Origin of the sequence: Pseudomonas fluorescens (genome assembly GCF_902497785.1) — a bacterium.
Lineage (GTDB): Bacteria > Pseudomonadota > Gammaproteobacteria > Pseudomonadales > Pseudomonadaceae > Aquipseudomonas > Aquipseudomonas fluorescens_BO.
On the sequence record NZ_CABVHK010000023.1, the window covers coordinates 52,640 to 78,292 of the forward strand.

At 57.8% G+C, this 25,653-nt stretch carries 27 protein-coding genes and 2 pseudogenes; 9 read left to right on the forward strand and 20 right to left on the reverse strand.

Going from position 1 to position 25,653, the window contains the following annotated elements; genetic code table 11:
- Nucleotides 1-41 precede the first annotated feature (41 nt).
- From F8N62_RS27700 to F8N62_RS27720, 5 genes are all read right to left on the reverse strand, one after another.
- Nucleotides 42-434 (reverse strand): hypothetical protein, encoded by a 393-nt coding sequence (locus tag F8N62_RS27700; RefSeq protein ID WP_150713660.1) that lies wholly within the window; start codon nucleotides 432-434, stop codon nucleotides 42-44.
- A complete protein-coding gene (locus tag F8N62_RS27705) occupies nucleotides 418-2,235 on the reverse strand; it encodes an FAD-dependent oxidoreductase (protein WP_150713661.1) in 1,818 nt (605 codons plus the stop codon). The genes F8N62_RS27700 and F8N62_RS27705 overlap by 17 nt, the downstream gene beginning before the upstream one ends.
- A 68-nt stretch (nucleotides 2,236-2,303) precedes the next feature.
- Nucleotides 2,304-2,624 carry an NIPSNAP family protein gene (locus tag F8N62_RS27710; protein ID WP_150713662.1) on the reverse strand — a complete coding sequence of 107 codons (321 nt, stop codon included), beginning with the start codon at nucleotides 2,622-2,624 and terminating at the stop codon, nucleotides 2,304-2,306.
- A complete protein-coding gene (locus F8N62_RS27715; protein ID WP_150713663.1) occupies nucleotides 2,593-4,371 on the reverse strand; it encodes an FAD-dependent oxidoreductase in 1,779 nt (592 codons plus the stop codon). Before F8N62_RS27715 ends, F8N62_RS27710 begins: the two co-directional genes overlap by 32 nt.
- 31 nt (nucleotides 4,372-4,402) lie before the next feature.
- The gene (locus F8N62_RS27720) at nucleotides 4,403-5,221 is read right to left on the reverse strand and encodes a shikimate dehydrogenase family protein (RefSeq protein ID WP_150713664.1); all 819 of its coding nucleotides are present in this window, start codon (nucleotides 5,219-5,221) and stop codon (nucleotides 4,403-4,405) included.
- A gap of 145 nt (nucleotides 5,222-5,366) precedes the next feature.
- Between F8N62_RS27720 and F8N62_RS27725 the strand changes: the two genes are divergently transcribed.
- Nucleotides 5,367-6,140 (forward strand): IclR family transcriptional regulator C-terminal domain-containing protein, encoded by a 774-nt coding sequence (locus F8N62_RS27725; RefSeq protein ID WP_150713665.1) that lies wholly within the window; start codon nucleotides 5,367-5,369, stop codon nucleotides 6,138-6,140.
- Nucleotides 6,141-6,235: 95 nt separating this feature from the next.
- On the opposite strand, the gene F8N62_RS27730 is transcribed toward F8N62_RS27725, so the two are convergent.
- Both F8N62_RS27730 and F8N62_RS32000 read right to left on the reverse strand, forming a co-directional pair.
- Nucleotides 6,236-7,288 carry an alpha/beta hydrolase family protein gene (locus F8N62_RS27730; protein WP_150713716.1) on the reverse strand — a complete coding sequence of 351 codons (1,053 nt, stop codon included), beginning with the start codon at nucleotides 7,286-7,288 and terminating at the stop codon, nucleotides 6,236-6,238.
- Nucleotides 7,289-7,527: 239 nt separating this feature from the next.
- Nucleotides 7,528-7,647 (reverse strand): annotated as a pseudogene (locus F8N62_RS32000) (GFA family protein); the annotation flags it as partial.
- A gap of 319 nt (nucleotides 7,648-7,966) precedes the next feature.
- On the opposite strand from F8N62_RS32000, the gene F8N62_RS27740 reads away from it, so the two are divergent.
- Both F8N62_RS27740 and F8N62_RS27745 read left to right on the forward strand, forming a co-directional pair.
- On the forward strand, nucleotides 7,967-10,351 hold the full coding sequence (locus F8N62_RS27740) for a toll/interleukin-1 receptor domain-containing protein (protein ID WP_150713666.1): 2,385 nt from the start codon (nucleotides 7,967-7,969) through the stop codon (nucleotides 10,349-10,351).
- 166 nt (nucleotides 10,352-10,517) lie between these two features.
- The gene (locus tag F8N62_RS27745) at nucleotides 10,518-11,444 is read left to right on the forward strand and encodes a Gfo/Idh/MocA family protein (protein WP_150713667.1); all 927 of its coding nucleotides are present in this window, start codon (nucleotides 10,518-10,520) and stop codon (nucleotides 11,442-11,444) included.
- A gap of 29 nt (nucleotides 11,445-11,473) precedes the next feature.
- On the opposite strand, the gene F8N62_RS27750 is transcribed toward F8N62_RS27745, so the two are convergent.
- A complete protein-coding gene (locus F8N62_RS27750; protein WP_150713668.1) occupies nucleotides 11,474-12,757 on the reverse strand; it encodes an MFS transporter in 1,284 nt (427 codons plus the stop codon).
- 137 nt (nucleotides 12,758-12,894) lie between these two features.
- On the opposite strand from F8N62_RS27750, the gene F8N62_RS27755 reads away from it, so the two are divergent.
- On the forward strand, nucleotides 12,895-13,353 hold the full coding sequence (locus F8N62_RS27755) for a winged helix-turn-helix transcriptional regulator (RefSeq protein ID WP_150713669.1): 459 nt from the start codon (nucleotides 12,895-12,897) through the stop codon (nucleotides 13,351-13,353).
- Between the two features lie 54 nt (nucleotides 13,354-13,407).
- On the opposite strand, the gene F8N62_RS27760 is transcribed toward F8N62_RS27755, so the two are convergent.
- Entirely contained in the window at nucleotides 13,408-14,286 is an 879-nt protein-coding gene (locus F8N62_RS27760) for a LysR substrate-binding domain-containing protein (protein WP_150713670.1), read from the reverse strand.
- A gap of 108 nt (nucleotides 14,287-14,394) precedes the next feature.
- Here F8N62_RS27760 and F8N62_RS27765 point away from each other — a divergent pair, with 108 nt between their 5' ends.
- The 3 genes and pseudogenes from F8N62_RS27765 to F8N62_RS27775 all read left to right on the forward strand — a co-directional run bounded on the left by F8N62_RS27765 (nucleotide 14,395) and on the right by F8N62_RS27775 (nucleotide 15,692).
- Nucleotides 14,395-14,820: a VOC family protein gene (locus tag F8N62_RS27765; protein WP_150713671.1), complete on the forward strand. Its 426-nt coding sequence runs from the start codon at nucleotides 14,395-14,397 to the stop codon at nucleotides 14,818-14,820.
- 63 nt (nucleotides 14,821-14,883) lie between these two features.
- Nucleotides 14,884-15,315: pseudogene (locus tag F8N62_RS27770) on the forward strand (hypothetical protein); the annotation flags it as partial.
- The gene (locus F8N62_RS27775) at nucleotides 15,312-15,692 is read left to right on the forward strand and encodes a nuclear transport factor 2 family protein (RefSeq protein WP_150713672.1); all 381 of its coding nucleotides are present in this window, start codon (nucleotides 15,312-15,314) and stop codon (nucleotides 15,690-15,692) included. The pseudogene F8N62_RS27770 and the gene F8N62_RS27775, both read left to right, overlap by 4 nt.
- A 127-nt stretch (nucleotides 15,693-15,819) precedes the next feature.
- Here the strand turns inward: F8N62_RS27775 and F8N62_RS27780 are convergent, their stop codons facing one another.
- The 5 genes from F8N62_RS27780 to F8N62_RS27800 all read right to left on the reverse strand — a co-directional run bounded on the left by F8N62_RS27780 (nucleotide 15,820) and on the right by F8N62_RS27800 (nucleotide 19,091).
- Nucleotides 15,820-16,812 carry an alpha/beta hydrolase gene (locus F8N62_RS27780; protein WP_224791427.1) on the reverse strand — a complete coding sequence of 331 codons (993 nt, stop codon included), beginning with the start codon at nucleotides 16,810-16,812 and terminating at the stop codon, nucleotides 15,820-15,822.
- Nucleotides 16,813-16,814: 2 nt separating this feature from the next.
- A complete protein-coding gene (tspO, locus tag F8N62_RS27785; protein ID WP_150713718.1) occupies nucleotides 16,815-17,255 on the reverse strand; it encodes a tryptophan-rich sensory protein TspO in 441 nt (146 codons plus the stop codon).
- Between the two features lie 192 nt (nucleotides 17,256-17,447).
- On the reverse strand, nucleotides 17,448-17,606 hold the full coding sequence (locus F8N62_RS27790; protein WP_150713673.1) for a DUF2986 domain-containing protein: 159 nt from the start codon (nucleotides 17,604-17,606) through the stop codon (nucleotides 17,448-17,450).
- Nucleotides 17,607-17,685: 79 nt separating this feature from the next.
- Nucleotides 17,686-18,120, reverse strand: a complete 435-nt coding sequence (locus F8N62_RS27795; RefSeq protein WP_150713674.1) for a GFA family protein — start codon at nucleotides 18,118-18,120, stop codon at nucleotides 17,686-17,688.
- Nucleotides 18,121-18,149: 29 nt separating this feature from the next.
- Complete coding sequence (locus F8N62_RS27800) at nucleotides 18,150-19,091, reverse strand: carbon-nitrogen hydrolase family protein (protein WP_150713675.1); 942 nt, start codon at nucleotides 19,089-19,091, stop codon at nucleotides 18,150-18,152.
- Between the two features lie 98 nt (nucleotides 19,092-19,189).
- Here F8N62_RS27800 and F8N62_RS27805 point away from each other — a divergent pair, with 98 nt between their 5' ends.
- Entirely contained in the window at nucleotides 19,190-19,879 is a 690-nt protein-coding gene (locus F8N62_RS27805) for a winged helix-turn-helix transcriptional regulator (protein WP_150713676.1), read from the forward strand.
- Between the two features lie 109 nt (nucleotides 19,880-19,988).
- Here the strand turns inward: F8N62_RS27805 and arsH are convergent, their stop codons facing one another.
- From arsH to F8N62_RS27830, 5 genes are all read right to left on the reverse strand, one after another.
- On the reverse strand, nucleotides 19,989-20,690 hold the full coding sequence (gene arsH / locus F8N62_RS27810; RefSeq protein WP_150713677.1) for an arsenical resistance protein ArsH: 702 nt from the start codon (nucleotides 20,688-20,690) through the stop codon (nucleotides 19,989-19,991).
- Nucleotides 20,691-20,702: 12 nt separating this feature from the next.
- Complete coding sequence (locus F8N62_RS27815; RefSeq protein WP_150713678.1) at nucleotides 20,703-21,173, reverse strand: arsenate reductase ArsC; 471 nt, start codon at nucleotides 21,171-21,173, stop codon at nucleotides 20,703-20,705.
- A gap of 52 nt (nucleotides 21,174-21,225) precedes the next feature.
- Nucleotides 21,226-21,573 (reverse strand): metalloregulator ArsR/SmtB family transcription factor, encoded by a 348-nt coding sequence (locus tag F8N62_RS27820; RefSeq protein WP_150713679.1) that lies wholly within the window; start codon nucleotides 21,571-21,573, stop codon nucleotides 21,226-21,228.
- A gap of 78 nt (nucleotides 21,574-21,651) precedes the next feature.
- Nucleotides 21,652-22,845 carry a Fic family protein gene (locus F8N62_RS27825; RefSeq protein ID WP_150713680.1) on the reverse strand — a complete coding sequence of 398 codons (1,194 nt, stop codon included), beginning with the start codon at nucleotides 22,843-22,845 and terminating at the stop codon, nucleotides 21,652-21,654.
- Between the two features lie 371 nt (nucleotides 22,846-23,216).
- Nucleotides 23,217-24,308 (reverse strand): DUF3616 domain-containing protein, encoded by a 1,092-nt coding sequence (locus F8N62_RS27830; protein WP_150713681.1) that lies wholly within the window; start codon nucleotides 24,306-24,308, stop codon nucleotides 23,217-23,219.
- Nucleotides 24,309-24,546: 238 nt separating this feature from the next.
- Between F8N62_RS27830 and F8N62_RS27835 the strand changes: the two genes are divergently transcribed.
- The gene (locus tag F8N62_RS27835) at nucleotides 24,547-25,215 is read left to right on the forward strand and encodes a polysaccharide lyase family 7 protein (protein ID WP_150713682.1); all 669 of its coding nucleotides are present in this window, start codon (nucleotides 24,547-24,549) and stop codon (nucleotides 25,213-25,215) included.
- A 161-nt stretch (nucleotides 25,216-25,376) separates the two neighbouring features.
- Here the strand turns inward: F8N62_RS27835 and F8N62_RS27840 are convergent, their stop codons facing one another.
- On the reverse strand, nucleotides 25,377-25,616 hold the full coding sequence (locus F8N62_RS27840) for a hypothetical protein (protein ID WP_191632455.1): 240 nt from the start codon (nucleotides 25,614-25,616) through the stop codon (nucleotides 25,377-25,379).
- Nucleotides 25,617-25,653: the final 37 nt, after the last annotated feature.

Consider the following 25,653-nt stretch of genomic DNA (forward strand, 5'->3'; position numbering starts at 1 on the left):
CTCAACCGGGTTCTCAGGATCTGGGCATTGCCATTTATGTGCTAGAAAAAATCAGCTATCACGAGCGTATTTTCCGTCGCAAAAATTGACTCGTATATGGCTTCATGTGGGACTTCACGAGCTAACCAAGCGCTCGCGTTATAGACACGCGCCTTGTCGAAAAACGACAGGTGCATCCCGTCTCCACACTCAAACAGTTTGAATTGTTGCTCCTCCATTTCGGCACAAAGGTCGTCGAATAGCGCTGGGTCTCTTTTTGACAGTGCGACTACGATTTCGGCCCTGTTCAGGCCGGCTTCACTGGCTGCCCACAATACGATACGAGTTGCTACGTCCATTTTTTTGCTTGGGATGCCAGCGTCCAATGCATGTTGGACATCGGGGTAGCTGGAGGCCAAGCGTGAAGGCATTGCCTTTCTACTGATATGTCTCATTACAGACTCCCGTTGGATGTTCTTGATCACTTCGCGTTCGCTCATCTGCCCCGGCGATTTTTTCCGCCTTGGAAAGGGTCATGTTGACCGGCTGATTTCCGTCAATTGCCTGCCCGGCAAGAACTTTTGCGGCGATGTAACCGAAGGTCATCCCAGGACCGAGCGTGATGCCGCCGCTTGGGTAATGGCCGTTCATGATGCTGTTCATGTCATTGCCTACGGCAAATAGCCCCGGAATCGGCGCGCCGTGTTCGTCTAAGGCGCGGGCGCTGGCATCGGTGTTCAGACCGGCGAAAGTGCCGAGGCTGCCGGGCACCAGCTTCACCGCATAGAACGGTCCTCTGCGCAGACTGCCAAGGGACGGGTTAGGCCCATGTAAAACTTCCCCCTGTGCTCTGTTGTACAGCGACTCACCACGTTGAAAGAGCGGGTCGTGACCGAGCTCCGCGCCAAGGTTGAATGCGCTGACGGTCTCTTCCAGCTGCTGCGCATCGATGCCACATTGGCGTGCCAGTTCGACCAACGTCGGGGCCTTGATCAAGTAGCCCTCGCGTACGTACTTTGTAGTCGGGAACGGAAACGGTTTCGACCAGCCCAGGCCATAGCGGCGCTGGGTGCGGTGATCGCAGATCAGCCAGGAAACAGGGGCTTCCCGGGGACCCGTGGCCTCAAACAGCGCGCACATGAAGTCGTGGTAGGAGTCGGCCTCGTTGACAAAGCGTTGGCCATTTTGGCGCACGGCGATGAAACCGGGTTTGGCTCGTTCCATCAGGTGCGGAAAACCGCTGAAACCGCCATCTTCACGCGGCACTCGGGACACCGGTGCCCACGCGGCGGCATGGGTCAAGTCGGATGCCACGCATGCCCCGACGCTTTCGCCAAGGCGCAAGCCATCGCCCGTATTACCCTTGGGCGCTGCGCTCAAATGTTCGGTGCCATTGGGGGCATGCCGGAACAGGCGGGCGATGCGCTGCTGGTCGTGGGGAAAACCTCCGCAAGCGAGCACCACGCCACGTCGAGCGCGGATCTCGATCAGGCGCCCGGCAGATTCGACTCGCGCTCCGAGCACGCGCTCACCGTCACGCAGCAGTTCGCGCACGGGCGTGTCGGTCAGCAAGCGAACCTGACGATCCAGCGCGCTTTTGAGCAGGCGGGCAACCAGTGCGTTGCCGTTCACCAGGTGCAGGCCCCGGCCATGAAACAGCAGGTCGCGGGCGTGGCGCAACAGGCGCTTGCCGGCGTAGAGCAATGAGGACGGCGACTGGCGGGCGTTGAGAAAATGATTGAGGTCGGCACCGCCGGCGATGCCCATTCCCGCGAGGCTGATCACGTCGAGCGGGCGTCGGAGTTTGTTGATCCAAAGGCCCAGGCGACGACCGTCGAAGGGTTGCGCACAGACCGAGCGGCCACCTTTTGCATAGCCTTCGCTGGCGTGAAAATCAGGCATTTTGCTGCCGGAGAAAAATTGCACCTCGGTATGGCCTTGAAAAAAGTCGATCATCTTCGGCCCTTGTTCCAGGAACGTTTCCACGCGCGGGTCGAGCACTTCGCTGCGCAGTTCATGACGCAGGTAAATCCTCGACTGTTCCAGGTCTTCAACGATACCGTCGGCGATGGCCAATGGGTTACGCGGAATCCACAGCCAACCGCCCGACCAGGCGCTGGTGCCGCCTAGCTGCGGCTCCTTCTCCACAACGATGACGTCGAGGTTAAGTTGCGCAGCAGTCACCGCCGCTGCCAGGCCAGAGGCGCCAGAGCCGACGACCAGAACATCACAAATCAGGGGGTCGCTGATGGACATAGGGATTACCGCGAGAAGGAATGAGGTTGGCTGCTCCCAATCAGAAGCAGCGCAACGCAGCGAAAAGGTTATTTGAGCGGAGAAAAGTCGGTCGGACGCAGCAGTCGTGAATCCAGCGTCACCACGGCGTCCAGTTCCTTGTTTTGCCGCGCGAAGTCCTGCCAGCGTGGATCGGCCGCCATGGCATTGCGGCGTGTCATGCGGTCGTCAAGGCTGGCGTAACCCCAGATGTGCACCACTTGATTGACTTCACCGATTTCGGTGGTGAAAAAGCCGACCAGGTTGCCCAAGTGTTCTTGCTGCACGGCCAATGCGGCGCTTTTGTACAGGGTCAGCCAGTCGCCGAGCTTGGTTGGTTTAATCGTGTAGGTGCGCAGTTCGTAGTACATGGTGTTCTCCAGTGTGGGATGGTTGTGCAGTGCTGTGGTCGAGCCGGCGAGCGATATCGCTGGCGGCGAGGTAACCGAAAGTGATGCCTGGGCCGAGGGTGATACCGGGACCGGGGTAAGTACCGTCCATGATCGAATTCATTTCGTTGCCGGCAGCGTAGAGGCCGGGGATCGGCGCTGCGCTGCGATTCAGCACGTTGGCCTGGCCATTGGTGACCAGGCCTCGGGCTGAACCGAGATCGCCGGTGAATAAACGCACGGCGTAGAAGGGCGCCTTGCGCAGGGGTTTCAGGCATGGATTGGGTTGATGCAGCGGATCGCCCATGTAGCGGTTGTAGGCCGTACTTCCCTTGCCGAACTGTTGGTCGACGCCTCGTTCGGCATCGTCGTTGTATTGCGCCAGGGTCTGCTCCAGAGAATGCGCATCCAGGCCGGCCATGCGCGCCAGTTCGGCGAGGCTGTCGGCACGCAGCAGATAACCGGCGTCTATCAATGCGCTGTTGTCGACGGGTCGCGGACGCGCCAGACCCATGCCGTAGTTGTTCAGTGCTTCGCTGTCACAGAGCAGCCAGCAGGGCGCATTGGCGCCGCCATCGGCGAACATGGCTTCGACAAAACAGTGATAGGAATTGGATTCATTGACGAAACGCCGCCCGGCACGGTTGACCGCGATGACACCGGGTTTGGCGCGGTCGGTGACCAGATGCGGAAAGCGTTCCACGCTGCCGTCGGTCTTGTGCAGCACCGAAACCGGGGCCCAGAAGAAATTCGCCGACAGGTTGTCACCGATTGCCGCGTCGACCGAGGCGGCCAAGCGTTGCCCATCACCGACGTTGGCAGGCGGTGACATGCTCCAATGCTCCGAACCAGTGGAAGGCCGCTGTTCGGCGGCTTGTGCCCCCGCGGCAAAACCACCCATGGCCAGCACCACACCACCGCGAGCGAACACGGGACGGGTTATTCCGTGCCTGGAAATCTGCACACCCTTGACCGAGCCCTGCTCGACGATCAATGCCTCGGCCGTCGCTTGCAGCCATAGATCGACGCCGTTGGCCATAGCGCTGGTGGCCAGGCGCGCGATCAATGCATTGCCGACGGTCAGGCGGGTGCCGCGTGGGTGGCTGAGGCGGTCGACGGCATAACGTCCGATAAGTTTGAGGCAGTGCCAGAGTGATTTCGGCGAACGCTTGAAGCTGAGGAAGTGCTGGATGTCGACACGATTGACCATCATGCCGCCGAAAAGCAGCATGCCATCCGGGGGGCGCTTGAGGTCTTTGAAATGCTCGCCAAGACGGCGACCGTCGTACTCGTCGATTTCCAGCGCACGACCCGTTTGCGTGCCACCCGGCAAGTCCGGGTAGTAGTCGGGAGACAACGGTCGCAGGCTGTACTTGAGTTCGCTGTGGGTTTCCAGGTAACGCAGGGCTTCACGAGCCTGTTCGATGAAGGCATCGATCAATTGCGGGTTGTAGCCGTTACCGATCACCTCTTTCAGGTAAGTACGCATCTGTTCGGCGGGCAGGTGATGCCCGGCAGCCCGGGCCTGGTCGGTATCGTGCAGCCATACCGCACCACCGGAAATCGCCGACGTACCGCCAAAGGCCTCGGTTTTTTCCACCAATAAAACCTTGAGGCCGCGGCAACTGGCAGTCACCGCTGCGGCGAATCCGGCTGCGCCGCTGCCCAGGACAATCACGTCATAGGTCAGCTCGGCAGTGGCAGAAGGCAGGGAAGTCGTAGTGTTCATTGTTATCGCCTGTCAGGGACGCGCCGGAGAGTCAGATCTCCAGCGGCGTCACACCCATGAAGTGACCGAGGTTACCCAACTGCGCCAACGCCATTTCCGGCCCGGTCTGAATCGGACAGCCCAGGCTTCGGGCCAAGGCGAGGAACGGTGTCACCGCCGGTGATGTCACGACATCGGCCACCAGGGTTTTGGCGTTCAGGGTTTGCATCAGCGCGGTCGGCAACGGCATCGGGCCGTCATCACTGGTTGCACTCATGCCGACTGGCGAGGCGTTGACGACAAGGTCGAAGTGCTTGAGCGAGTCCGGTCCTGCGCTGATCGTAATCTGCGGGAAAGCGTTGCGCAGAAGGTCGCCGAGCACCTCGACGCGCTCGTGGCTGATGTCGCTGATGGCCAAGTGGCTGACCCCGGCCTGGCACAACGAATACGCAATCGCGCTGCCGACGCCGCCGGTGCCGATCACCAGAACCTGTCTGTCTTCGGGATTGAAACCGTGCTTGCGCGCAGCGTTGAGAAAGCCCTCGCCGTCAACGATATCGCCCACCAGTCGACCGTCGGCTTCGCGGCGGATCACATTGACCGAGCGCAGCGCCGCCGAGCGTTCACTGACGCTATCCAGGCAGGTGGCCAACAGTTGTTTGTAAGGGACGGTGACCACGCATCCGCGTAAGTTTTGCCAGCCACGCAGGGTCTGGACGAAGTCATGCAGCGCAGTCTGTGCAAGGTCGATGGCGAGCATGGAGACGTTCTGCTGGTGGTCGGCGAACCAGCGATTGAAGTTTTCCGGCGATTTCACCTGGGCTACAGGCGAGCCGACGATGGCGACTAGTTCAGTCGAACCCTGAATCATGGGAGGTACCCGCTTATTGGCTTTGTTGTAAGGCCGATACTGCAAGCGGTGAACGCGGCGGACAATCGAGCGTGTGCACGATTCGGTTGATAATCGCATCGCTAGTGCGATAATCGCAGTCTATGTGCGATAAAGAGTCCAACTGATGAAGCAACCTACGATCCACCCGCGGGATTTGATCGTCGGCCTGCAAAAAGGCTTGGCGTTGCTGCAGTTGTTTTCTCAGGGGCACCCGCGCCTGAGCGTGCCGCAAGTAGCACGAATGGCCGATATGACCCAGAGCGCCGCCCGACGTTTTCTGCTGACCTTGGTGCATGACGACTTTGCGCAGACCGACGGCCGCCATTACTGGCTGACCGCCAAGACCTTGCGTATCGGCCAGGCTTACGTCGATTCCGCAGTGCTGCCGCGCATGCTGAGGCCCATCGTCGAACAGGTGGCACGAACCACCCAAGAGCATGTCTCGGTAGGAGTTCGCGACGGTGATGACATTGTGCATGTGGTGCGTAGTCGCTATAGCCACATAACCTCAATGTCGATCCGCCCCGGTTCACGGGTGCCGATGTATTGCACCGGCAGCGGACGGTTGTGGTTGGCGAGTTTTTCGCAGGAGGCGCTTTGCGCTTACTTCAAACGCAACCCGCCCCAGGCCATCACGCCTTATACGCTCACCGACGAAGCATTGATCTGCCGCGAAATCGCCTTGGCGGGCGAGCGTGGTTACGTGATGGTGGATCAGGAATATGAAGTGGGCATGCGGGTGTTGAGCGTGCCGCTGACTGATCGGGAAGGGCAATTGCAGGCAACGCTGACACTGACTACTCACGCGTCGCGCATGACCGTTGAGGAGATGCGCGAGCGGTATCTGTCGGCGCTGTACGAAGGGCAGGCGCTGCTGCGGCCGATCATGACGCTTTAAAGCTCATGGGCCGGTGGTTTGGGCCAGGGTGTGAAACTCACAGGGACGGTTAATGGCGCTTTTAGATGTGGCAGCCATTTACTGTTACAACGAGTTTACAAACTGCCTGCTTCGTCGACAGATGCCTGAAGAAACTCTGCTATCAGCGATGTAATCTGCTGTTGAATCGCCTCACGCTGGCGGGCGCCGTCGCCATCCCGGCAAATGATGCCATCGCCTGGTACTTCTTCTTCGAGCATCTCCTGCGCGCCAGGTTTGCATACCGACACAAAGCTGAAATGACTTGCATCGCTGATTTCGACGTAGCGGCTTGACGCCGCAGGCAGGCGTTTGGCCAGGTTGGCAGACTCCAGCTCGGCGGGAAGATCGTGCGAGGGTACGCCAGCAGCGATCACCAGCGCTGGCACCGGCAGCGAAGCCAGGCTTTCATCGGTCAGGCCCCGTGAAAGGCCCAGGTCCAATGCAACCACCGCAGTGACGCGTTTATCGCGCAAATCGGCGGCCAACGCGGCCTTTGATTGCGAAGTGCTTGCGGGGTTTATCTTTGCATAGACGCTGCAACTCGCTAACTGCGGGTGTGCTTTGCAGTCATGGGCGAAGCGGTCTGGATCGAAACGAGCACCGGCGATCTCCAGGGCGGTCATACCGCCGAGTGAATGGCCCGCTACGGCAATTCGGCCATCCGCGACCACGCCGAATTTTTCAGGTTGAGCCGTGACGCTATCAATGACTCGGCTCAAATCAACAGGACGCTGCCATAACTGCGCCGCTGCTTGAGGGCTACGGTCATGGGTCGTGGTGCCAGGGTGATTGACGGCGGCGACGATGTAACCCTTATGGGCCAGCGCACTGGCGAGCCAGATCTGGTTGCTCCAGTTCCCCCTGTATCCGTGGGAGAGCACCAATAGTGGATGCTTGCCCGCTGCGGGCGGCGCGTTCCGAACCGCAGAAGCACCGACAAACACCGCATCATCGCCGATCAATTGCGCGGTTGCGGTCGTTGCACCGGGGTACCAGACGACCATCTCGAGTGAGCGGTCATTGTGCGCGTCCTGCAGTGTGGAAGACTGGAAGCCGACAGGGTTCCCGTCAGCGAATGCGGTAGTCGTCAGACAGGTCAACAACAGGGCGCCGAAAGCTATTTTCAATGTGGTTTCTTCCTTGATTGGACGAGTGCATAGCCACCTGAAACCGCCATCAGGCGCATCCACCCGATTATGGAGTCGCAACTATCTGGCTGACTATAAGCCTGGACATTAAAGCCTGCATTCGGCAGTCACGCATAACTTTCATTGTTAGCACTATTCGCGGTTTTTCGTGAGGAGGCGGAACGTCCGCTTCTGGCCGGCTTGGTTTTTTCGCCAAGGACTTAAGCGACCCGAAGCCGTCAGTCGACCTGGGGACATAATTTGGATGGCGTGTACCAGTGGACTGCGGAGTCGACATGAACGTGTTTTTGCTTTTGAGGTATGAAGGGCGTGTCTAGCGTGCCCAGTGCTATGCCCATTACTTACATGGTTCATTGTCCATAGTTGATCCGATACAAATAATGACCAGGTTGTAATGCAATAACGGGTGAGTCGATTGCAGTCCGATGGTCAAGAAGGACGCATTTTTTCAACTGCCCACTGCCCACCGAAAACAGGTCAAATCAACGCTCCTGCGCTATCGCCGGTTGCGAACAGGTGAAGAATAAGAGTGATGCAATAATCTTTATTGCCATTATGTATAAGATTGGGTCTGAGTTTTGACATACTTTCAAACGTAGATGTGGGTAGGGAAACGGATGATATCTGCGCTGGTTTAATTAATCGGGTGTTTTATTTATGGTCGCGATTGCGGGACTTGCGCCAAGCCGGAAGCTTTCAGAGCGCCTCTTTGGATACGATGTGTTTGTTTCGTTTGCACTGGGTGAGCCGCCGCGCGGTAATTTTTTCTATGCTTCCGACTTGGCGCGGCGATTACAAGATGCCGGGCTGGTCGTGTTTTTTAGCGAAGTGGAGCTGGGCTACGAAGATACGTTGAGCGCCTCGATACAAAAGGCCTTGGTCAATACCAAGGTACTGGTCGTGATCACGAATGCTGAAGTCCTTAAACATCCTAGGTGGATCCAGACCGAGGTACAGCTGTTCAGAAAACACCACCCCCAAAGGCCTATTATTCCCATCTCGCTCGATGGTTGTCTCCAAGCCGCTTTAGCGGAGAAGGGGGTGGTCGACAATTGGCATGATTTCGAAAAAAGGAAGTTTATTGTCGAATCTTTCGATGGTGGGGCTTCAGATAATGCTTCATTGCAGACCTTGAATAGCATAGTCGCTAGTGTTGGACGTCTTCGTGCGAATAAAAAGTGGCGTGCGCTGGTTGTGTCAGTCGTGTTGCTGCTACTTGTGCTTACCGTGGTTTCCTGGCGTATGAAGTTTGCAGCTGATGATGCCCGTGATGAAGCCCTGCATAAGCAATATGCCGCGAATATGATGGTGGTCGGAGCAGAGCAAACAAACGGCGAATTTCTTCAAGCCGCAGACAGGGCGGCAAAGAGTAATGAGTTTCCAAAGTACTTTCAGGAGAATGTCCAGCAGGCTATGTTTCAAAGGGCCGTGTTACTCGATACCCAAGGTGGATCGAGCATAAGCAGTATGAAATTTTTTGACGACGGGGTGTCGAGTAATGTCGTGCTTGGCAGCCGTTATGGAGGTATTGGCGTATTGCCTTTGAACGGCAAGCAAGAGCTCTATGGATGTGATGGCCTTGAGCGCGAGTTTTCTAATGCAGCCGTGTCATCTGACCGTTTTTTTTGGGTCGGATATGACTTGGGAACTGCCGAGCATGGATCAGCAATAGTGCGACGTTGGCCCAGCTGTGAGGCCTTGAGCCCAGGGCCTTCCCGTTGGGAAGAGATGTTGTCGCAAGCCCGCTCCAATGCAGCCTTGCAAACGTTGGTGCCTTTGCCGAACCAGCGCCTGCTGGTGGGATGGCTGGATGGGCGTTTACAAATTTACACTGCCAGTGCAAATCGCATTTCTCTGCCGGTTAAGCCGTTTCCGTTAGCAGCGGTGTGGGCAGATAGCGAAGGGGATAATATTGCAGTGCTTGATCGAGGAAATCAGTTGCGGCTCTTCGATCTGGATGGAAAAACAATGGGCTTGCCGTTGAAGTTGGCCATTGGAAAGCCAGAGCGTACAACCTCGAAAGCCTGGTTGAGTTTTTTCGGCGACCTTGCAGAAGGGAAGGCCAAGGTATTGAAAGCTCAAGTAAACGACAAAGCCGGTATTAAAGATCTTGTGTTGATTGTCGTGCCCGACCCAACCGGGGCCGTGATGTTGCTTGATTATTTTGCGACTGAGACCGACCCGCTTTTGGATGCAGTCTCGGTGAGGGATGAGGTGAGTGGCTGTGATTATGCTTACTATTTAACCGCGACGAGGCTTGCAAGGGTTGTTTTGCATGATCGTTGTTTAGTTGAAGATGAAAAGCGGCGAGTTGAGATTGAATACCCGCGTGCAAGTACGGAGTATCCGGCTGGGGCTTTTTGTGAGAATGGTGGGTTTGTCGTAGGAGATTGGGACGGGAATGTTTATTGGATGCGCTATGTACGAAATTTTTTCGATGAATCCAGTGTTGAAATTGAGCATGTAGAGCACTCATGGCCTGATGCGGTATCCGGCGTGGTGTGTTCTGATTCTGGCGCAGCTTACGTGTCATTCAGAAGCAACGGTGTGAAATTATTTCAATCCTCATGGCGCTTGCAGACACGTGAAATAAATCGAGGATTAGTTCCCGTTACCTTGGGTGATTGGCCGGAGGCAGACGTCACGTGGAAGTTGGAGACGTTTCATGGGCCCGCCGTTTTGTATTTGCGTCACGATCGGGGGGATATGGAATTGATTTCCCAAGAGCAACTGGTCTGGAGAAAAAATTTCGCTCGACCAAGGGAATATGAAACGGGAAATTTTACCGACGTTATTCAATCAGTTGTTGTGGATGACGTTCGTAATCGATTTTGGGTCCTGACCTCTTTTGGTCGTCTTTCTCTTGTCGAAATGAACACCGGCAGCATTCTTGCGCGTTTTGGCACTAATTTTTTCTCGGCAGCACCAGCCATTCCTTCGGGGTTCGATAAACTCACTTTGTCTGATCAGGGGGGAGTTTCTTTCAGCTACGCTCTGGATGGAAAAGTCATCGAGGTGGCTGTCACACCGAGAATCGAATAGCGCTTCTGCCGAATTGCAAGGATTGATGGCAAGCAGATCAACTCGGCTGACTGCAGTGCTGCCCGAATCAAATGGATTCAAGCACATCACCAATGACTTCCCCGCTGTACAAACGTAATCTTGCCGACTCGTTGACCAAGAAAAAACACAAAATCAGGAGTCATTGATGCAACCGATCCGTCTCGGTCTGGTGGGCTACGGCAAGATTGCCCAGGATCAACACGTCCCCGCTATCAACGCCAACCCCGCTTTTCAACTGGTGGCTGTCGCGACACAAGGCCAGCCCTGCGCCGGGGTAGACAATTTCAAGTCCCTGGGCGAGCTGCTCGAACACGGCCCGCAGGTCGATGCGATTGCGTTTTGCACACCGCCGCAAGGACGCTTTGCGTTGGTGCAGCAAGCGCTGGCGGCTGGCAAACATGTGCTGGTGGAAAAACCGCCGTGCGCCACGTTGGGTGAAGCGCTGGCGTTGGTCGACCTGGCAGGGAAGCAAGGCGTCAGCGGCTTGTTCGCCTGGCATTCGCGCTACGCGCCGGGCATCGAAGCCGCCCGTGACTGGCTGGCCAGCCGCACCCTGCAAAGCGTGCAGATCGACTGGAAGGAAGACGTGCGCAAATGGCACCCGGGCCAGGCGTGGATCTGGCAACCCGGTGGCCTGGGTGTGTTCGATCCCGGCATCAATGCGCTGTCGATTGCGACCCACCTGCTGGCGCTACCGCTATTTGTCGAGTCCGCCGAACTGCGCGTCCCCAGCAACTGCCAGTCGCCGATTGCGGCGTCGATCAGAATGTCTGACGCGCGCCACCTCGATGTCCGCGCGGAGTTCGATTTCGACCACGGTCATGACGAACTCTGGAGCATCGAGATGCGCTGCACCGAAGGCGTCCTGCGACTGGACAACGGTGGCGCCCTGTTGAGCATCGACGGTGTGCGCCAAGGCGTCTCGGAGGAGGGCGAGTACGCGGCGGTGTACCGGCATTTCCAACAGCTGATCGGCGACAAGGCCAGTGACATGGACCTTCAGCCGCTGCGATTGGTGGCGGACAGTTTTTTTGTTGGCAGTCGGGCGTTGGTCGAGCCGTTCTACGATTAGTGGTCAGCCGCGCCAAGGGTGCGTGGTTTTCATTGTGGTCTTCCTTGATGAGTCGTCGAGAGGGGCAACGTGACAAACCACAGCACCAGCGCCGTTGCGCTGATCAAGGCGCCCAGCAGGCTCACGGCCATCCAGCCCCAAAGCGCGTAAACCTGGGTCGCGGCGGCCGCCCCCAGCGCGCTACCCACCGAGTAGAAGCACATGTAGGCGCCGACCATGCGACTCTGCGCGTCGGGCCGTGCAACGAAAATCAGGCTCTGGTTGGTGACGTGAACGGCCTGCACCGCGAAGTCCAGCAGGACGACGCCGCAGACCAGCGCAATCAACGACGTCTCGGTCAACGAGATGGGCAACCAGGACAACGTCAGCAGACCCAACGAAATACCGGTCACTCGTTGCCCCAGGCCTTTATCGGCCCAGCGCCCGGCTTTTCTGGCAGCAAGGGCACCGGCGACACCGGCCAGGCCGAACAGGCCGATGGCCGTGTGTGAAAGCGACAGCGGCGGGGCGCTTAATGGCAGCACCATGGCTGTCCACAACACCGAAAACGCGGCAAAAATCAGCAAGGCCAGCAGGCCCCTGACGCGCAAGGTGCGTTCGGTGACGAACAGTTTGAACAGCGATTTGATCAGCGCGACATAGGATTCTCGCTGGCGTGGCGGCGCTGCCACCGGCACCACTTTGCACAGCACCGCCGCGAGGGTCAGCATCAGTCCCGAGGACACAAAATAAACGGCGCGCCAACCGGCAATGTCCGCAATCAGGCCGGAGGTGAATCGCGCAAGAAGAATGCCCAGGACAATGCCGCTGGTGACCGTCCCCACGGCCTGCCCGCGTTGTGACGGCGTTGCCAGCACGGCGGCGTAGGCCACAAGCACCTGAACGACAACGGCCAACAAACCCATCACGATCATGGCGCCCAACAGGGCTAGCCATTGCTGTGCTGCGCCCACTGCCGCGAGCGCCACGGCGGACAGCAGTACTTGAGTCAAAATCAGCCGTTTGCGGTTGACCAAATCACCCAGTGGGACGATTAACAGCAACCCCAGCGCGTAACCCACTTGAGTCGCCGCCACCACAACCCCGATCATCGATGAGGCAACATCCAGACTTTGAGCCATCGAATCGAGTAATGGCTGGGCGAAGTAAACGTTGGCAACGGCGAGCGCGCAGGTGACGGAAAACAATAACGTCAGCGACGGAGAAAGCCCTGGAGACGGAACGGTGCTGCGGTTTTCTCCCGCGTCCGCGAGGGGTAGCTGCGCAGGTTTTTGGACAAAGGGTCGGGTGGCTGAATCGACATCGGCTGTCATGCGCGGCTCCATGGCGTTAAACTGGTTTCAATTTAAAACTGGATGCGATTGTTGCTCTAGCAGGTTTCAAATTGCAACCACGTTGCGCAAAATGGGTCGACAGACCTGGCACATTCACATTCTGCAAGGACCGAAACATGATCGAACAAGCGTCACCGCCAACCAGCGAATGCCCGGTCGCCAGAACACTGGAGGCCATCGGGGATCGCTGGTCGCTGATGATTATTCGCGATGCTTTTGACAACATTCGCCGCTTCAGCGAATTTCAAAAGAGCTTGGGTGTGGCGAAAAATATTCTGGCATCGCGCCTGAAAACGCTGGTCGAGGTCGGGGTGTTCGACATTCAACCCGCGTCGGATGGAAGTGCCTACAAGGAATACGTGCTGACGGACAAAGGACGGGAGATCTTTCCAGTGGTGGTCTGCATGCGGCAGTGGGGCGAACGTTTTCTGTTCAACCCGCAGGAGACGCGTTCAGTGCTGCTCGACAACGCGTCGGGCCAGCCTCTGCAGCCGATGGACGTGCGCTCATCCAGCGGTGAAAAACTGGGGCCATTTGACTGCCACCGGGTAAGGCTCGTGGAGGGGCAGAGGTGAATCGACAACAGACTTGCCCCGCGCCCCTTGAAGGCCCATTTTGCATGCCGGGTGTTAGTTGGCGCCATTCTTTAACTGGTCACTAATGAGTTGCGCCAGTATCCGCACAGGCTCGGTAAAACTCTGGCGAGACCTGTGCACCAAACCGATATCACGATGAAAGGTATGCGCTCCGAGGTCGAGAACTCTGACAGCCGCTGGCCAGGCCTGATGCGTCGCGGTCTGCGGCACCAGTGCTACGCCCACGCCGTTTTCCACCAGCTTGATGATGGCCTCCAACTCATCCAGTTCGCACACTTCGCGCAAAGTGAAATGCATTTGCCGCAGGAAGCGATCCACCTGCCTTCCCCCGAATGATGATCGGTCATACCGAATAAACGGTTGGCTGGACAGCAGTTCTGCCCAGTCCTCGCCCGGTACGTCGCGCGGAACAATCAGTCGGTAAGGTTCAAGCGCCAGGGTTGTCCAGCGCAGATCGCTCTGGAGCGAAAAGGGTGGGCGAATAATGGCTGCCATGTCGATCTCGCCGGCATCCACGAGGTTCACCAACTCCATGGATAGCCCCGGTATGACTCGGGTTCGGCAGTGCGAGCATTGTTGGTGAAACCGGGCCAGCGCGTCTGGAAGATAGGAGCGCTGCACGGAGGCAATGGCACCGATATTCACCAGCACGCTCGCGGGCAGCCCAACCGAGGTGGAGCCCAGATTGTCGTAGAGCCGAAGCAGTTCCTGCGCTTGCAGGAGTATCTGATGGCCCATCCTGTTGAGATGGGCTGAGCGTCCCTTGCGGTCGAATATCTCAAAGCCGAGCTCGGCTTCCAGGCGTTGCATCTGGGCGCTGACCGCTGCCTGGGTGAGGCCGATTTTATTGCCGGCAGCGGCAAAAGTACCTTCCCGTGCAACGGCGACGAGTGTCTTCAGTTCTTTGATCATTCACAAATATTAATTGTGTTTCTAAGAAATATATATTGATTTTTTTGCTGTAATTGTCGGCCTACGATGTCTGCCTTCACCCACAAAAACAGTGTCTATGGAGTTCTGATGAGCCTCTCGCCTTTCCATCTCGCAATCCCGGTTTACGACCTTGCTGGCGCCCGCACCTTTTACGGTGAAGTGTTTGGCCTGGAAGAAGGTCGCTCCAGCACCCAGTGGGTCGACTTCAACTTTTATGGCCATCAACTGGTTATTCACGAACACCCAAAAACCGCTTCCCAGGAGAGCGTCCATAGCAATCCGGTAGACGGCCACGACGTGCCCGTTCCGCACTTCGGCATCGTCCTCGGCTGGGAAGAATGGGAAGCGTTGGCCGAGCGCTTGAAGTCCTTCGGTACCGAGTTCGTGATCGAACCCTACATTCGTTTCAAGGGGCAGGTCGGTGAGCAGGCCACCATGTTCTTGTTCGACCCTTGCGGGAATGCCCTTGAGTTCAAGGCATTCAAGGATATGAGCCAGCTCTTCGCAAAATAAGAGAAGTATTGGCACAACTGCGTTGTGCCATTTGATCTCAAGTGAGCTGGAAGCTCATGAATCGTCATGGCGACCTACGGCTACCTGATTCAGCAACTCAACCGGTTCAACCTGGCGTATCTGCACTTTGTCGAAGGTGCAACCGCCACCTCTCGCACCGTCCCTGAAGGCGTTGATCTGGACGCGTTAAGTGCGCAGTTCGAAGGACCGTTCATTGGTAACAACAACTATGACCTGGAGATGGCGCTGGAGCGTCGGGCGCAAGGCCGGATTGACGCAGTGGCGTTTGGTCGTTTGTTCATTTCCAACCCCGACCTGGTAGAGCGTTTGCGTCGTGGTCTCGAGCTGACCATCGCGCCCCGCGAGAGTTATTACGGCGGCGGCGCCAAGGGCTACACCGATTGGCATCTCGCCGACTCGCCAGGATTAGTGACGGCGCAGCGGCCAGATGTGGCGATCCATCAGACAATCATTCAATCAGGAGTTACACCATGAGCAATCCAACTTACGTTCAGGAATACAACGCCATCGTCGACGTGCTTAGCCAGTACAACGAAGGTGGGGCCAAGGCAGACAGCACGCTGATGAAGCCCGCGTTTAACGAGCAGGCCACCATGTTTGGTGTTGACGGCGACAAGCTGGTCGGCGGTGCGATCCAGAATCTGTACGACATCATCGACAGCGCTTTCCGCCCCTCTCCCGAAGCCAAAGCCGCGATCGTTCGCATCGACATCGTGGGCACTGCCGCCAGTGCTCGGGTCGATACCGATAACGTTTCGGGGTTTCGCTTCACCGACTTTTTCAATCTGCTGAAAGTGGAAGGCAAGTGGACCATCGTCAGCAAGATCTACCACACCCACCCGAGCGCCTGATCCCTTGATCGGCCCTGGCGAGGTGCGATGCACCTCGCCTTCAAACACTTGGAGAGAACGCGGCGCCGGGAAGGTTATCGCCACGCTGTATCACCCGCTTGAAAGGGGCATACACAATGCGGTTGGTTCATCCCGTAGTCTGCCAGCCGATTCGATGCGATATCCAATCACGGCTGTGAGCCAGAACCCTGGCTGACATGGCGGTCGGGAAGTGGATAAACCCATGGGCGGAAGAGGGCAGCAGATGCACTTCGACGGGTGCCGATTTCGTCCACCGCTCTGCCAGTTCGAGCGTGTCGTCTATCAGCGGGTCCAACTCACCGGCAAACATCAGCGCAGCAGGGAAGCCCGTAAAGTCACCGTACAGCGGTGACAACGGCGGCTGCCGGCGTTCCTCGTCGCTTAACCCCGGCGTGAGCATGCGCAACGCTTCGACTATTCCGGGACCATCCAATAACAGCGTTTGAGGAGGGGCTGCGCGTACGCTCGCCGTGCCGGTCAAATCGTAGACGCCGTAATACAGGACCGCGCCCCTCACACGTTGAAGCAACTCGGGCCATTGTTTGAGCCCGAGCAACGTGGCGGCAGCAAGATGAGCCCCTGCCGATTCACCGACAACGATAACCGGCAGATCAGCAAACTCTCCGCCGTCCTCACTCAATAGCCAACGAGCGACACAAAGACAGTCCGCCAACAGACCTTCAATTGGCGTTGTAACCGCAAGCCGGTAATCGACAGAAACCACCGTCACATTGCACGCCTTAACCATGGCAACGTTAAGGTCGTCGTTCATCTGCGCATTGCCGATCACCCATCCACCGCCATGGAAATCAAGCACAACGCCTTTCGCTTTTCCGTTCGGTCTGATTATCCGCACGGGCACTGAAACGCCACCCACACTAACCACAGTTCTTTGCGCCTCAAGCCCCTGCTTGCGCAACTTCGCCGAGCCGCGCATTTGACTGACGCGCAGCAGCGCCTGGATCAGCCGAGGCGTAATACGATTGCGGATTCTAAAACGCGGTAACCAGGCGAGTTTTTTGTTAAAGCGCTGCATTTGCGCGAGATCGCGTTCGTCAGCAAATAGCGCCGTGGTCAGCAGATGCTGTCGCGCATTCATCATCACCGGTTATTACGCAGGATGGAAAAATTCAGCGCAGCGGCGACACAAAGCCATGCAAGGTAAGGCAACAGAATTAACCCGGTCACAATGTCCAGACGCAGCCCCAGTACCACCATGCCAGCGACAACTATCAAAAGCAGCGACAGAATCACCATGCCGGCGAAGAGCTGATGTGCGCCAAAGAACACCGGCGTCCACAGTGTATTAAGCGCAATCTGCGCCGCCCATAACGCCAGCAGCACCTGGCTCCCTGGAATCAGGGTCAAACGGTAACCCGCCCAGGCGATCAGTAAATAAATGATCGACCAGGCGACAGGGAACAGCCAGTTGGGTGGCGTGAAGCTCGGCTTGATGAGGTCTTCGTACCACTGGCCAGGTTTGAAAATGATTCCGGTGCTCGCGGCGGCACCGCAGGCTATAAGAAAAATGAGAATGGTCATCCGTTGTCCTTGGCTGAGGTCAGCTATCTGGGTTTGAAATGCCACGTCGGCAACTTCAACGGTGGACGCTCAGTGACGCGAAAAGTTTGATTTGGGAGAGGTAATTGGTTGCTCATCGTTGTGCGCAAACAGGCAGACGCCGGTCGAAACACCGTTGCCATTGGAATGCCCGGTCCAACGCAAATACGTTTCTCAGCCCTCAGAGGCGCTGACCGAGTCGTCACTGGTTTCAGCCGCCAGCTTCAAACGGTCAGCTTTGCTGATGTATTTATCCTTTGCCGGTGCCAATTTGGCACTGGCTTTTTTGGCGTGAGCCTTTAATAACTGCTTTATTTTTTTACGACGATTCATGGTTCGCTACCCGGCTTGTCAATTCTTGAACGACATCGGCCCGAATGTTAAACCACAATCCCGTGGCGCGTCCTTGGCACTATTCGTCCACGCTGATACCCGATCCTCCTGATTCGCTGGGGACGTCCTTCAGCTTGGGCAATCCATCCTTGATGCGCAGCACGGTCTCCTGATAATGCACGTGAACGCCTGGCGAGTACGCGAGATCCGGGATAACCGCGGCATACACATCGATCAGCCCCATTCCGGGGTGTTCAGTGAACAGGTGCCCGCCGCACGTTTTGCACCACTTGCGGTAGCTTCGCGGTGTCTTGTTGTACGTGCCGATGTTGTCCGCACCCCGAGTCACTTGCACCGCCTCGGGTTTCCACAGCGTGAAGGCGTTGACCGGCCCTGCTGACCAATGCCGACATGACTCGCAATGGCAATAACCCATCGCGGCCGGCTCGCCGCTGACGGTGAATTCGACTGCGCCGCAAAAGCAACTGCCCTGGTAAGACCGTTCAGTGTTCATGGCATGACTCCTCGATCAATGGTTTGCCTTCACTCGTCGATGTAGCGCACCGCTGTCGCCGGCGTGCGCCGTACCTGCAACTGGAAAATGTCAGGGCGCGCGTAATGCCCGGTGACGTCGAGCGCCCGTCGCGCTGGCGCCACCAGCGCGACGTCGATGTCCGCATACAAAATGCCGGCCTCCCGGTGTAACGGGCCGGCCACGATCCGCCCTTGCGGATTGACCACCACCGAGTCGCCGTCGTTGATCCATTCATCCGGATCGGCAAACAGTTGCGCTCGCGCCGGGAAATCCTCAGGGACATCACTGCCACGCAGCGCAGTGCCACTGCCGAGCACCCAACAACGGCCTTCGAGCGCAATGTGACGCATCGTGCTGATCCAGCCCTCACCGGTGTCGTACGTGGGGGCGACGTAGATCTCCACCCCTTGCGCATACAGCGAATAGCGCGCCAGCGGCATGTAGTTTTCCCAGCAGATCAGCGCACCCACGCGCCCGACCGGTGTCTCCACCGCACGCAACCCCGAGGCATCGCCGAAGCCATGCACCATGCGCTCCGGATTGGTCGGCATCAGCTTGCGGTGACGGTTGAGCACGGCACCGTCCGGACCGATAACGACTACGCTGTTATAGAGCGTGCCGCCTCCAGTTCGCCGGTCGCATTCATTGATGCCGCACACAATTGTCACCGCGTGAACCCTGGCGGCCTCGCACAAGGGGCTCAAGTCACCGTGGGCGATATCGACGGCGTTGGCCAGCAGTCGCGTGTGCAACTGGCCCATGACGGCCCCGTCCTTTCCCGCCGCCAGTCGCCAGATCCACGACGGGTAACCGGGAATGTACGATTCGGGCAACACGATCAGCGCGGCTCCCGCCGCCGCTGCCTCGGCGACCGATTGCACGGCCCGGGCGATCGTCGCATCGCGGTGGAGCAGCACCGGCGGGCGCTGAATGATGGCTACGCTGGTCATGGCGTTCTCCTTTGGCTTTTGGCTTTCGAAGGCTTGAGCGTGCGCGTGGCGAAGTGGCGGGGCCAGTTCAAAAAGTGAAGCGTTGCGGAGTCCAGACGATGGAAGGAAGCTACGGTCAGTTCTGCACGGTCGCACGCGGTGCCGAAGCCCTGTGCGAACGCTGGACACCCTTGGTGGTGCGCGAACTGTTGTGCGGCAGCAAGCGCTTCAACGAACTGCACCGCGGCGTCCCTCGCATGTCCACCAACCTGCTGGCACAGCGGCTGCGCCATCTGGAGGAAATCGGCGTCATACGTCGCACCGCCGCCGGCAACGTCTGGGAGTACAGCCTGACCGAGGCGGGCGAGGAACTGCGGCCCATCATCATGGCGCTGGGTCATTGGGGCGCGCGCTGGATCGGCAGTCGCCTGCGCGAGGACGAACTCGACGCCGGACTATTGATGTGGGACGTGCGCCGGTTCGTGCGCATCGAAACGTTCCCGGCGCGGCCGGTGGTCATTCAGTTCACGTTTCGCGACGCCCGGCCCGGCGAGCAAGCGTGGTGGCTGGTGGTTGAGGAGGGTGTGGCGGATCTGTGCCGCGATGATCCGGGCCGCGAACTGACCCTCGTCGTGGACTCCAGCGTGCGGGCGTTGACCGAGGTATGGACGGGCGACCGCACGCCGCGGGAGGTGCTTCAGTCGCGCGAGATGCGCGTGGATGGCGCGCAGAAGGACGCGGAAAATTTGTGGCGCTGGCTGGGGACGAGTGCGTTTGCGGGGACGAGGAGGGCGGTGGTGGCTCGGTGATCCGAAAAGGGGACAGATTTATTTTCGGTGAAAGCGGAAACTAAATCTGTCCATTTTTCACAGCGGTAAAAAAGCGGACGGCGCATTGGCAGTGCGCGTCATGCGGGTCTCATATTGAACGCTGATTCACTCGGGCGGTGAGCTGCTCAGCGGTCTCTTTTCGTTCCGAATAGCGATCCACCAGCGACGTCTGGTGGTCGCGCAGCAGCAGGGTGAACTTCACCAGTTCTTCCATCACGTCGACGACCCGGTCGTAGTACGCCGATGGCTTCATCCGGCCTGCCTCGTCGAACTCCATGAAGGCTTTCGGCACCGAGGACTGGTTGGGGATGGTGAACATCCGCATCCAGCGACCCAACACCCGAAGCTGATTGACCACGTTGAACGACTGCGAGCCACCACAGACCTGCATCACCGCCAACGTCTTGCCCTGAGTAGGCCGGATGGCGCCGAGCGCCAGCGGTGTCCAGTCGATCTGCGCCTTGAACACTGCCGACATCGCGCCGTGCCGTTCCGGCGAACACCAGACCTGACCTTCCGACCACATCACCAGGTCGCGCAGCTCCTGCACTTTGGGATGCTCGACCGGTGCATCGTCCGGCAGGGGCAAGCCGCAAGGGTTGAAGATGCGCGTCTCTGCACCGAAGTGATCCAGAAGGCGGGCGGCTTCTTCCACCAGCAGACGGCTGAACGAGCGCTCGCGGGTCGAGCCGTACAACAGCAGGATGCGCGGCTTGTGAGCGCCTGGGTGTTTCGCCGTCTGCGGGTCATCGAACAGGGTGAGATCAAGATTGGGAAGGTGTTCGGACATGGGTCCTCCAGCTTAAAGACAGCCGATTCGATCCAGCTCGCGCTTGAGTTCATCGCGGCTGAGGTTGTTAAAGGGGAGGGCGAGGAAGGCTGCGCAGCGTTGCTCGATGCGCGCCAGCGTGGAGCGAAAAGCCGCGTCAACGGCAGCTTCGTCACCCTTCACGTCGGACGGATCTTCCAGCCCCCAATGGGATTTCAACGCCGGGCCGAAGTAGACCGGGCAGGCTTCGCCCGCTGCCTTGTCACACACGGTGATGACGATGTCTGGAGGATTGTCCTCGAAAGCGTCATTGCCCTTGCTGCTCAAGCCATCGATGCCGATACCGGCTTGCTGCAGCGTGGCCAGACTGCGCGGCAGCACCTGACCTTTGGGAAAACTGCCGGAACTCACCGCTTCAAATCCTTCCGGCGCCAAGTGATTGAACATGGCTTCTGAAAGGATGCTGCGGCAGCTATTGGCCGTGCACATAAACAGGACTCGCATACATAACTCCTGCCGCTCCGGGCGGACATCAAAGGCTTGGGTCAAGGCGGGTTCAACAGCAGGCAACGTCGCGGACAGGGCGACTTTCCATGCCCTGCAAGCGAGCGGCGTTGCTCTGCAGCCAGTCGACGTTGGCCCGCAACGTCACCTGCAAAATGTCGAGCACCCAGGCCGGCAGATCCGGGTTAAGGCGGTAATAAACCCACTGGCCCTGACGGCGATCCAGCAACAGGCCATTACTGCGCAGCTGGGCGAGATGACGGCTGATCTTCGGCTGGCTGTCATCCAGCGCGCACATCAACTCGCAAACACACAGCTCGCCGTAAGAAGCGATCAACAGCGTGGCGCGGGCACGGGTCTCGTCGGCGAGGCTTTTGAATAGTTCGGGAGGGGTGAGCATGGGGTGTGCCCTGGACATATGGGTGAACGAATATACGGATATCCATATGTGTTGTGCAAGGGGGGGCCGAGTGTTCGACTACTGAAACCGCCGATGCAAATCCGGAAAAATATCCTGAGCAAACCAGGCGGGCAGGCCGGGAGTGACGATACGGGATTTTGGCGTTTGACTTTCCACCAAGCCTGCTTTGATCAGTCGGGAAAGCTCATCGATTGCCGGTCGAGGGGTGAGGCCGGTGAAGGTCTTTATTTCGTTGCGCGGCAGGCTTCCTTGTGTGATTAACGCAATCATCGCGGGCGCACTTTCGGGGCGTATACCGTGTTGTTGAAGTTTCTCATTGTAGCGAAACGCGTGTATCACACGCCCCCGAAGTTGGGACGGGTCCACCGCTGAGGTCATGTAATCGACCTGGTCGTGACACACCTGCAGCATGAACTCGATGAATTCGAAATAGCGTCGCTGAGACAACTGGCCACGTCCGTCCAGATCACCCTCTCTCGGGCGGTCGGCCATGGTCAGGGCGGCGTAGTAGTCGCGGTGTTGCCTTGCAAGCCCGCGCGACAGCGACCATAGCGTTGGCTTCAGGCCAAGGCTCACCAACTGTAGATGAGTGACCAGCCGCGCCACCCGACCATTCCCGTCCGCGAAGGGGTGAACCCAAGCGAGGCGATGATGGTAGGCAAGCGCAGCAATAAGCTGACGGCGGGTATCTGTCTGCCGACCAAAGCCAGTCTGGAGGTGTCGCAGCATTCCGTCTACAGCGCGAGCGTCCGGCGCGTCATGATTGCCGACAACAACGTTCTGGCCTGTGACTGATCGCAGGTTGCCGGGCTGCATGATCGAACCATCTGACAACGTGCGTTGCGCATCACTGGCACCGCGAAAAAGTCGTTTGTGTGCTGTGCTCACGAGCTCGGGTGCAAACATGTCACCCCAGGCAAACGAAGCCCGCTGGCGCAACGCCCGTTCGAGCAACGATTGTACCGCCATCTGTTCAACCGCCAGGTTTTTAAGCTGCTTGCGATCCTTGACTGGGGCCGCTTGTGCTTTTTGCATTTCAGCGGGCTCGGTGTATTGCCCTTCAATCAAGTTCGAGTAGTACGTATTGGTGATTTGCAGCAAACGGCCGAGGCGCGCAGCGGTTTCAGGTGGCAGGCGTCCGGCAAGAAATTGGGTCTTTCTGGGTAGCGCGTCCGCGAGAGCAATGATTGACGGGGGCAAACTATCGGGGAGAATTGGGTCGAGCCAGGTTTTCGATGTGATCAGGGACATAGCATCTGTACCGTATGAAAGGCTTCACATTTTATTTCACATATCGACTTGATGAACAAGCGCTAATTTGTTGGGCTTCATGGGTTTTTAACGCTTTCAAACGAGAATTATCTTCACATTTTATTTCGCATATTTTTTTGTGTGGCTTTGGTCCAGAGGATCGCAAAATAGATTCGATAACCGCGCTGATCGCAGCTGCAAACGGGCCCGCATTGGCAGGCATGTCAGTCAAACTGTAGGAGCGAGCTTGCTCGCGATGGACTAAAAACGCAGCGTTTTCCTATGAACCAACCCCGCGTTTACGTTCGCGCCCATCGCGAGCAAGCTCGCTCCTACGCCAACACTGCGTCCATTCGGCGCCGTGTGCATAGCTAATTCAGGATGAACAGATCCCCTTCCACGGCCGTATCGCCGTGTTTACGACTCTGTGCAGCGGCGTCGTAGAGTATCAGCAGAACCTCCCCAGGCTGCTCGCCCGATTGGAACAGACACATGCCCTCAGCGTGATCGTCGCCTTTGCCGAAAGGCACCTCCAGCACCTTTTCCAATTGATCTGTAAAAACCACGCTTTCCTGCTCGGACGCGAAACCGCCCCGCCAGCGGTAGACCGTTACCGGGCCGTCCTGGTCCATGGTCGGGCCCGCCAGGATCAGCAGATCGTCACCGCTCGTGCACAGATCGCGCACGCCCAAGCCATTTAACGCGAAGAAGTGCTTGCGATAGCGGCGCCCACCCGGGCCGATCTTCTTGAGTACTAGCGTGTCAGTCGAGGCTTCGTTCAGCTCAGGTTCGATCTCCAGCAACACAGCCCAGCCACGCAGGACCGGTCCACGCATCCCCAGCAGAAGGCGCGAGCCGATCACCGCCAAGCCTTCGATATCGAAGCCGTTGTCCTTGCCCGGGATACTCAGGAAATTGCGCAACTGAGGATCTCCAGCAATTGCCGCAGTCAGGTCGTTACCGACTTCGTTGCCGTGTAGCTGCGCCGCCGAGCGTCCATCGGCGTCCACTTTCCTGGCGAGTGCATAGCCGTTGTTCTGCTGAATTACAGGAATGCGGGCCAGCAGATAGCGATTACCGTCCGCCTCAACCGTCGATAGACGCTTGATATTCTTCTGAGCGGGATTGCCCGCTTTGGGCTTCTTTCGCTTCAGGCTATGGGAGCCCACCACCCAGAGGTAACCACTGTCGCGGACATACGCCAGCCCCTCGATATCGATCTCGGCGTCGTGCTGCGGTAGGGGCAGATCCAGAAAGTCCTGGAGCTGAAACGATAGGTGCTCATCGCACGTTACGACGTCGCCGGGCGCGGCGGCCTGGATTGTCAGGCGTTCGAGGCTCGTGGTTTCGTCGTTCGCCACCCAGAGTGTGTCGTCAATCTGCAGAGCGACCGAAAGGCCATCGCGCAACGACGCAAACGCCGGATCAAATTTCAACATCGCAACATTGGTTCGCTCGCCCATGAGCGGTCTCCTGTCTATATGACGCGCCGCGCCGGTCATCCAGAACTGAATTTATTGCCTCTTCGCCGACAAGCGGTCGCGCCCTTGGGCACAAAGCCTGCAATAGGCCATCGGCAGACATTTGACGTCAATCAACCGCCACGCAGATTTCACCATCAGCCTGCCCAATTAACACAGCTCAACTGCGCGGGTTAGAGCGCAACTGTGGCCGCACCATTCCCGCATAAGGATCCTTGACATGATTGACCTCGCCACCTGGAATTTAAGCATCCCTGAAGGCAGCCCACCGGCCACCATAGAAACGCCTCGACTGGCGCAAGGGTTCAAGGACCTCTATTTCAGTTCTGAGGGCGATGTTCTTTCCTTCTGGACGCCTGTGACCGGTTCCAGGACGGCCAACGCCATTTACCCGCGCAGTGAATTGCGAGAAACCTATAGCAATGGAACGCTGCGCAACTGGCAGTTTCCGGCGGCGGATAACAAACTGCGGGCGAGTCTGGCCATCAATCAGGTACCCAGCACGGGCAAAATCGTGATTGGCCAGATTCACAACAAGGACAGCAACAGCCCTATGGTGAAGCTGGAGTACCAATACAAAACGTCGGGTGCGGCTGGAAACATTGTCGCCAAGGTGCGCATGCGTCCGGACGATGAAGAGGGCCTGGTCATCACCATCGCGACGGGTGTGCCGCTCAACCGCAACTTTTCCTACCAGATCCACCTCAGTCCGCAGGGAGCGCTGGGCATCAGCGCAGCAGGATACAACTGGAGAACCACCGTTGATCCGACCTGGAAGACCCAGCCACTGTATTTTAAAGCGGGTGCGTATGTGCAGGACAACACCGGCTATCCCACCGAGGGCGCAAAAGTGACGTTCAGGATGCTGGAGATTCACCATGAGATTTAGTCGACACTTTAGTCACAGCGAATGACCCGACAAGCTTTCCCTTGTTCTCGGGCCGAAGTCGGAAAACGGCAAAAAACCGCCAGTCGGTTGCATCCCAGGCGACAGAGGACAACACAGCCTGATAAAGCTGCCAGGGCGTAAAGCCCCGGCAGACAGCAGAGTCACTTTTTCTTTTTCGCCGGCTTATCTGCCTTGTCTGATTTCTTCGCCTTGTCTGGCTTGCTATCAGCTTTTTTCGCAGATTTCTTTGGTTCGGCATCTTTTTTCTTATCTTTCTTGTCGGAAGATTTCGAAAGAGCCGAGGCCGCAGCAGATTTCTTTGCCGGTGATGACTTTTTGTCCTTCAAGTCCTTGCTGGATTTCGAAGCGTCACCTTTGCTTTTCTTCTCATCTTTAGCCACGTCACCCACCTCTCGGAGTATGCCGGTATTGGCAAAT

Bases quoted from the DNA above. Each gene is read 5' to 3' on its own strand.
- F8N62_RS27705 (WP_150713661.1), bottom strand. From the start codon at position 2,235: ATGTCCATCAGCGACCCCCTGATTTGTGATGTTCTGGTCGTCGGCTCT.
- F8N62_RS27725 (WP_150713665.1), top strand. From the start codon at position 5,367: ATGAAGCAACCTACGATCCACCCGCGGGATTTGATCGTCGGCCTGCAA.
- F8N62_RS27790 (WP_150713673.1), bottom strand. From the start codon at position 17,606: ATGAATCGTCGTAAAAAAATAAAGCAGTTATTAAAGGCTCACGCCAAA.
- F8N62_RS27700 (WP_150713660.1), bottom strand. From the start codon at position 434: ATGAGACATATCAGTAGAAAGGCAATGCCTTCACGCTTGGCCTCCAGC.
- F8N62_RS27745 (WP_150713667.1), top strand. From the start codon at position 10,518: ATGCAACCGATCCGTCTCGGTCTGGTGGGCTACGGCAAGATTGCCCAG.
- F8N62_RS27740 (WP_150713666.1), top strand. From the start codon at position 7,967: ATGGTCGCGATTGCGGGACTTGCGCCAAGCCGGAAGCTTTCAGAGCGC.
- F8N62_RS27825 (WP_150713680.1), bottom strand. From the start codon at position 22,845: ATGTCCCTGATCACATCGAAAACCTGGCTCGACCCAATTCTCCCCGAT.
- tspO (WP_150713718.1), bottom strand. From the start codon at position 17,255: ATGACCATTCTCATTTTTCTTATAGCCTGCGGTGCCGCCGCGAGCACC.
- arsH (WP_150713677.1), bottom strand. From the start codon at position 20,690: ATGTCCGAACACCTTCCCAATCTTGATCTCACCCTGTTCGATGACCCG.
- F8N62_RS27720 (WP_150713664.1), bottom strand. From the start codon at position 5,221: ATGATTCAGGGTTCGACTGAACTAGTCGCCATCGTCGGCTCGCCTGTA.
- F8N62_RS27815 (WP_150713678.1), bottom strand. From the start codon at position 21,173: ATGCGAGTCCTGTTTATGTGCACGGCCAATAGCTGCCGCAGCATCCTT.
- F8N62_RS27835 (WP_150713682.1), top strand. From the start codon at position 24,547: ATGATTGACCTCGCCACCTGGAATTTAAGCATCCCTGAAGGCAGCCCA.
- F8N62_RS27795 (WP_150713674.1), bottom strand. From the start codon at position 18,120: ATGAACACTGAACGGTCTTACCAGGGCAGTTGCTTTTGCGGCGCAGTC.
- F8N62_RS27760 (WP_150713670.1), bottom strand. From the start codon at position 14,286: ATGATCAAAGAACTGAAGACACTCGTCGCCGTTGCACGGGAAGGTACT.
- F8N62_RS27780 (WP_224791427.1), bottom strand. From the start codon at position 16,812: ATGAATGCGCGACAGCATCTGCTGACCACGGCGCTATTTGCTGACGAA.
- F8N62_RS27805 (WP_150713676.1), top strand. From the start codon at position 19,190: ATGGAAGGAAGCTACGGTCAGTTCTGCACGGTCGCACGCGGTGCCGAA.
- F8N62_RS27820 (WP_150713679.1), bottom strand. From the start codon at position 21,573: ATGCTCACCCCTCCCGAACTATTCAAAAGCCTCGCCGACGAGACCCGT.
- F8N62_RS27715 (WP_150713663.1), bottom strand. From the start codon at position 4,371: ATGAACACTACGACTTCCCTGCCTTCTGCCACTGCCGAGCTGACCTAT.
- F8N62_RS27830 (WP_150713681.1), bottom strand. From the start codon at position 24,308: ATGGGCGAGCGAACCAATGTTGCGATGTTGAAATTTGATCCGGCGTTT.
- F8N62_RS27750 (WP_150713668.1), bottom strand. From the start codon at position 12,757: ATGACAGCCGATGTCGATTCAGCCACCCGACCCTTTGTCCAAAAACCT.
- F8N62_RS27710 (WP_150713662.1), bottom strand. From the start codon at position 2,624: ATGTACTACGAACTGCGCACCTACACGATTAAACCAACCAAGCTCGGC.
- F8N62_RS27800 (WP_150713675.1), bottom strand. From the start codon at position 19,091: ATGACCAGCGTAGCCATCATTCAGCGCCCGCCGGTGCTGCTCCACCGC.
- F8N62_RS27755 (WP_150713669.1), top strand. From the start codon at position 12,895: ATGATCGAACAAGCGTCACCGCCAACCAGCGAATGCCCGGTCGCCAGA.
- F8N62_RS27775 (WP_150713672.1), top strand. From the start codon at position 15,312: ATGAGCAATCCAACTTACGTTCAGGAATACAACGCCATCGTCGACGTG.
- F8N62_RS27765 (WP_150713671.1), top strand. From the start codon at position 14,395: ATGAGCCTCTCGCCTTTCCATCTCGCAATCCCGGTTTACGACCTTGCT.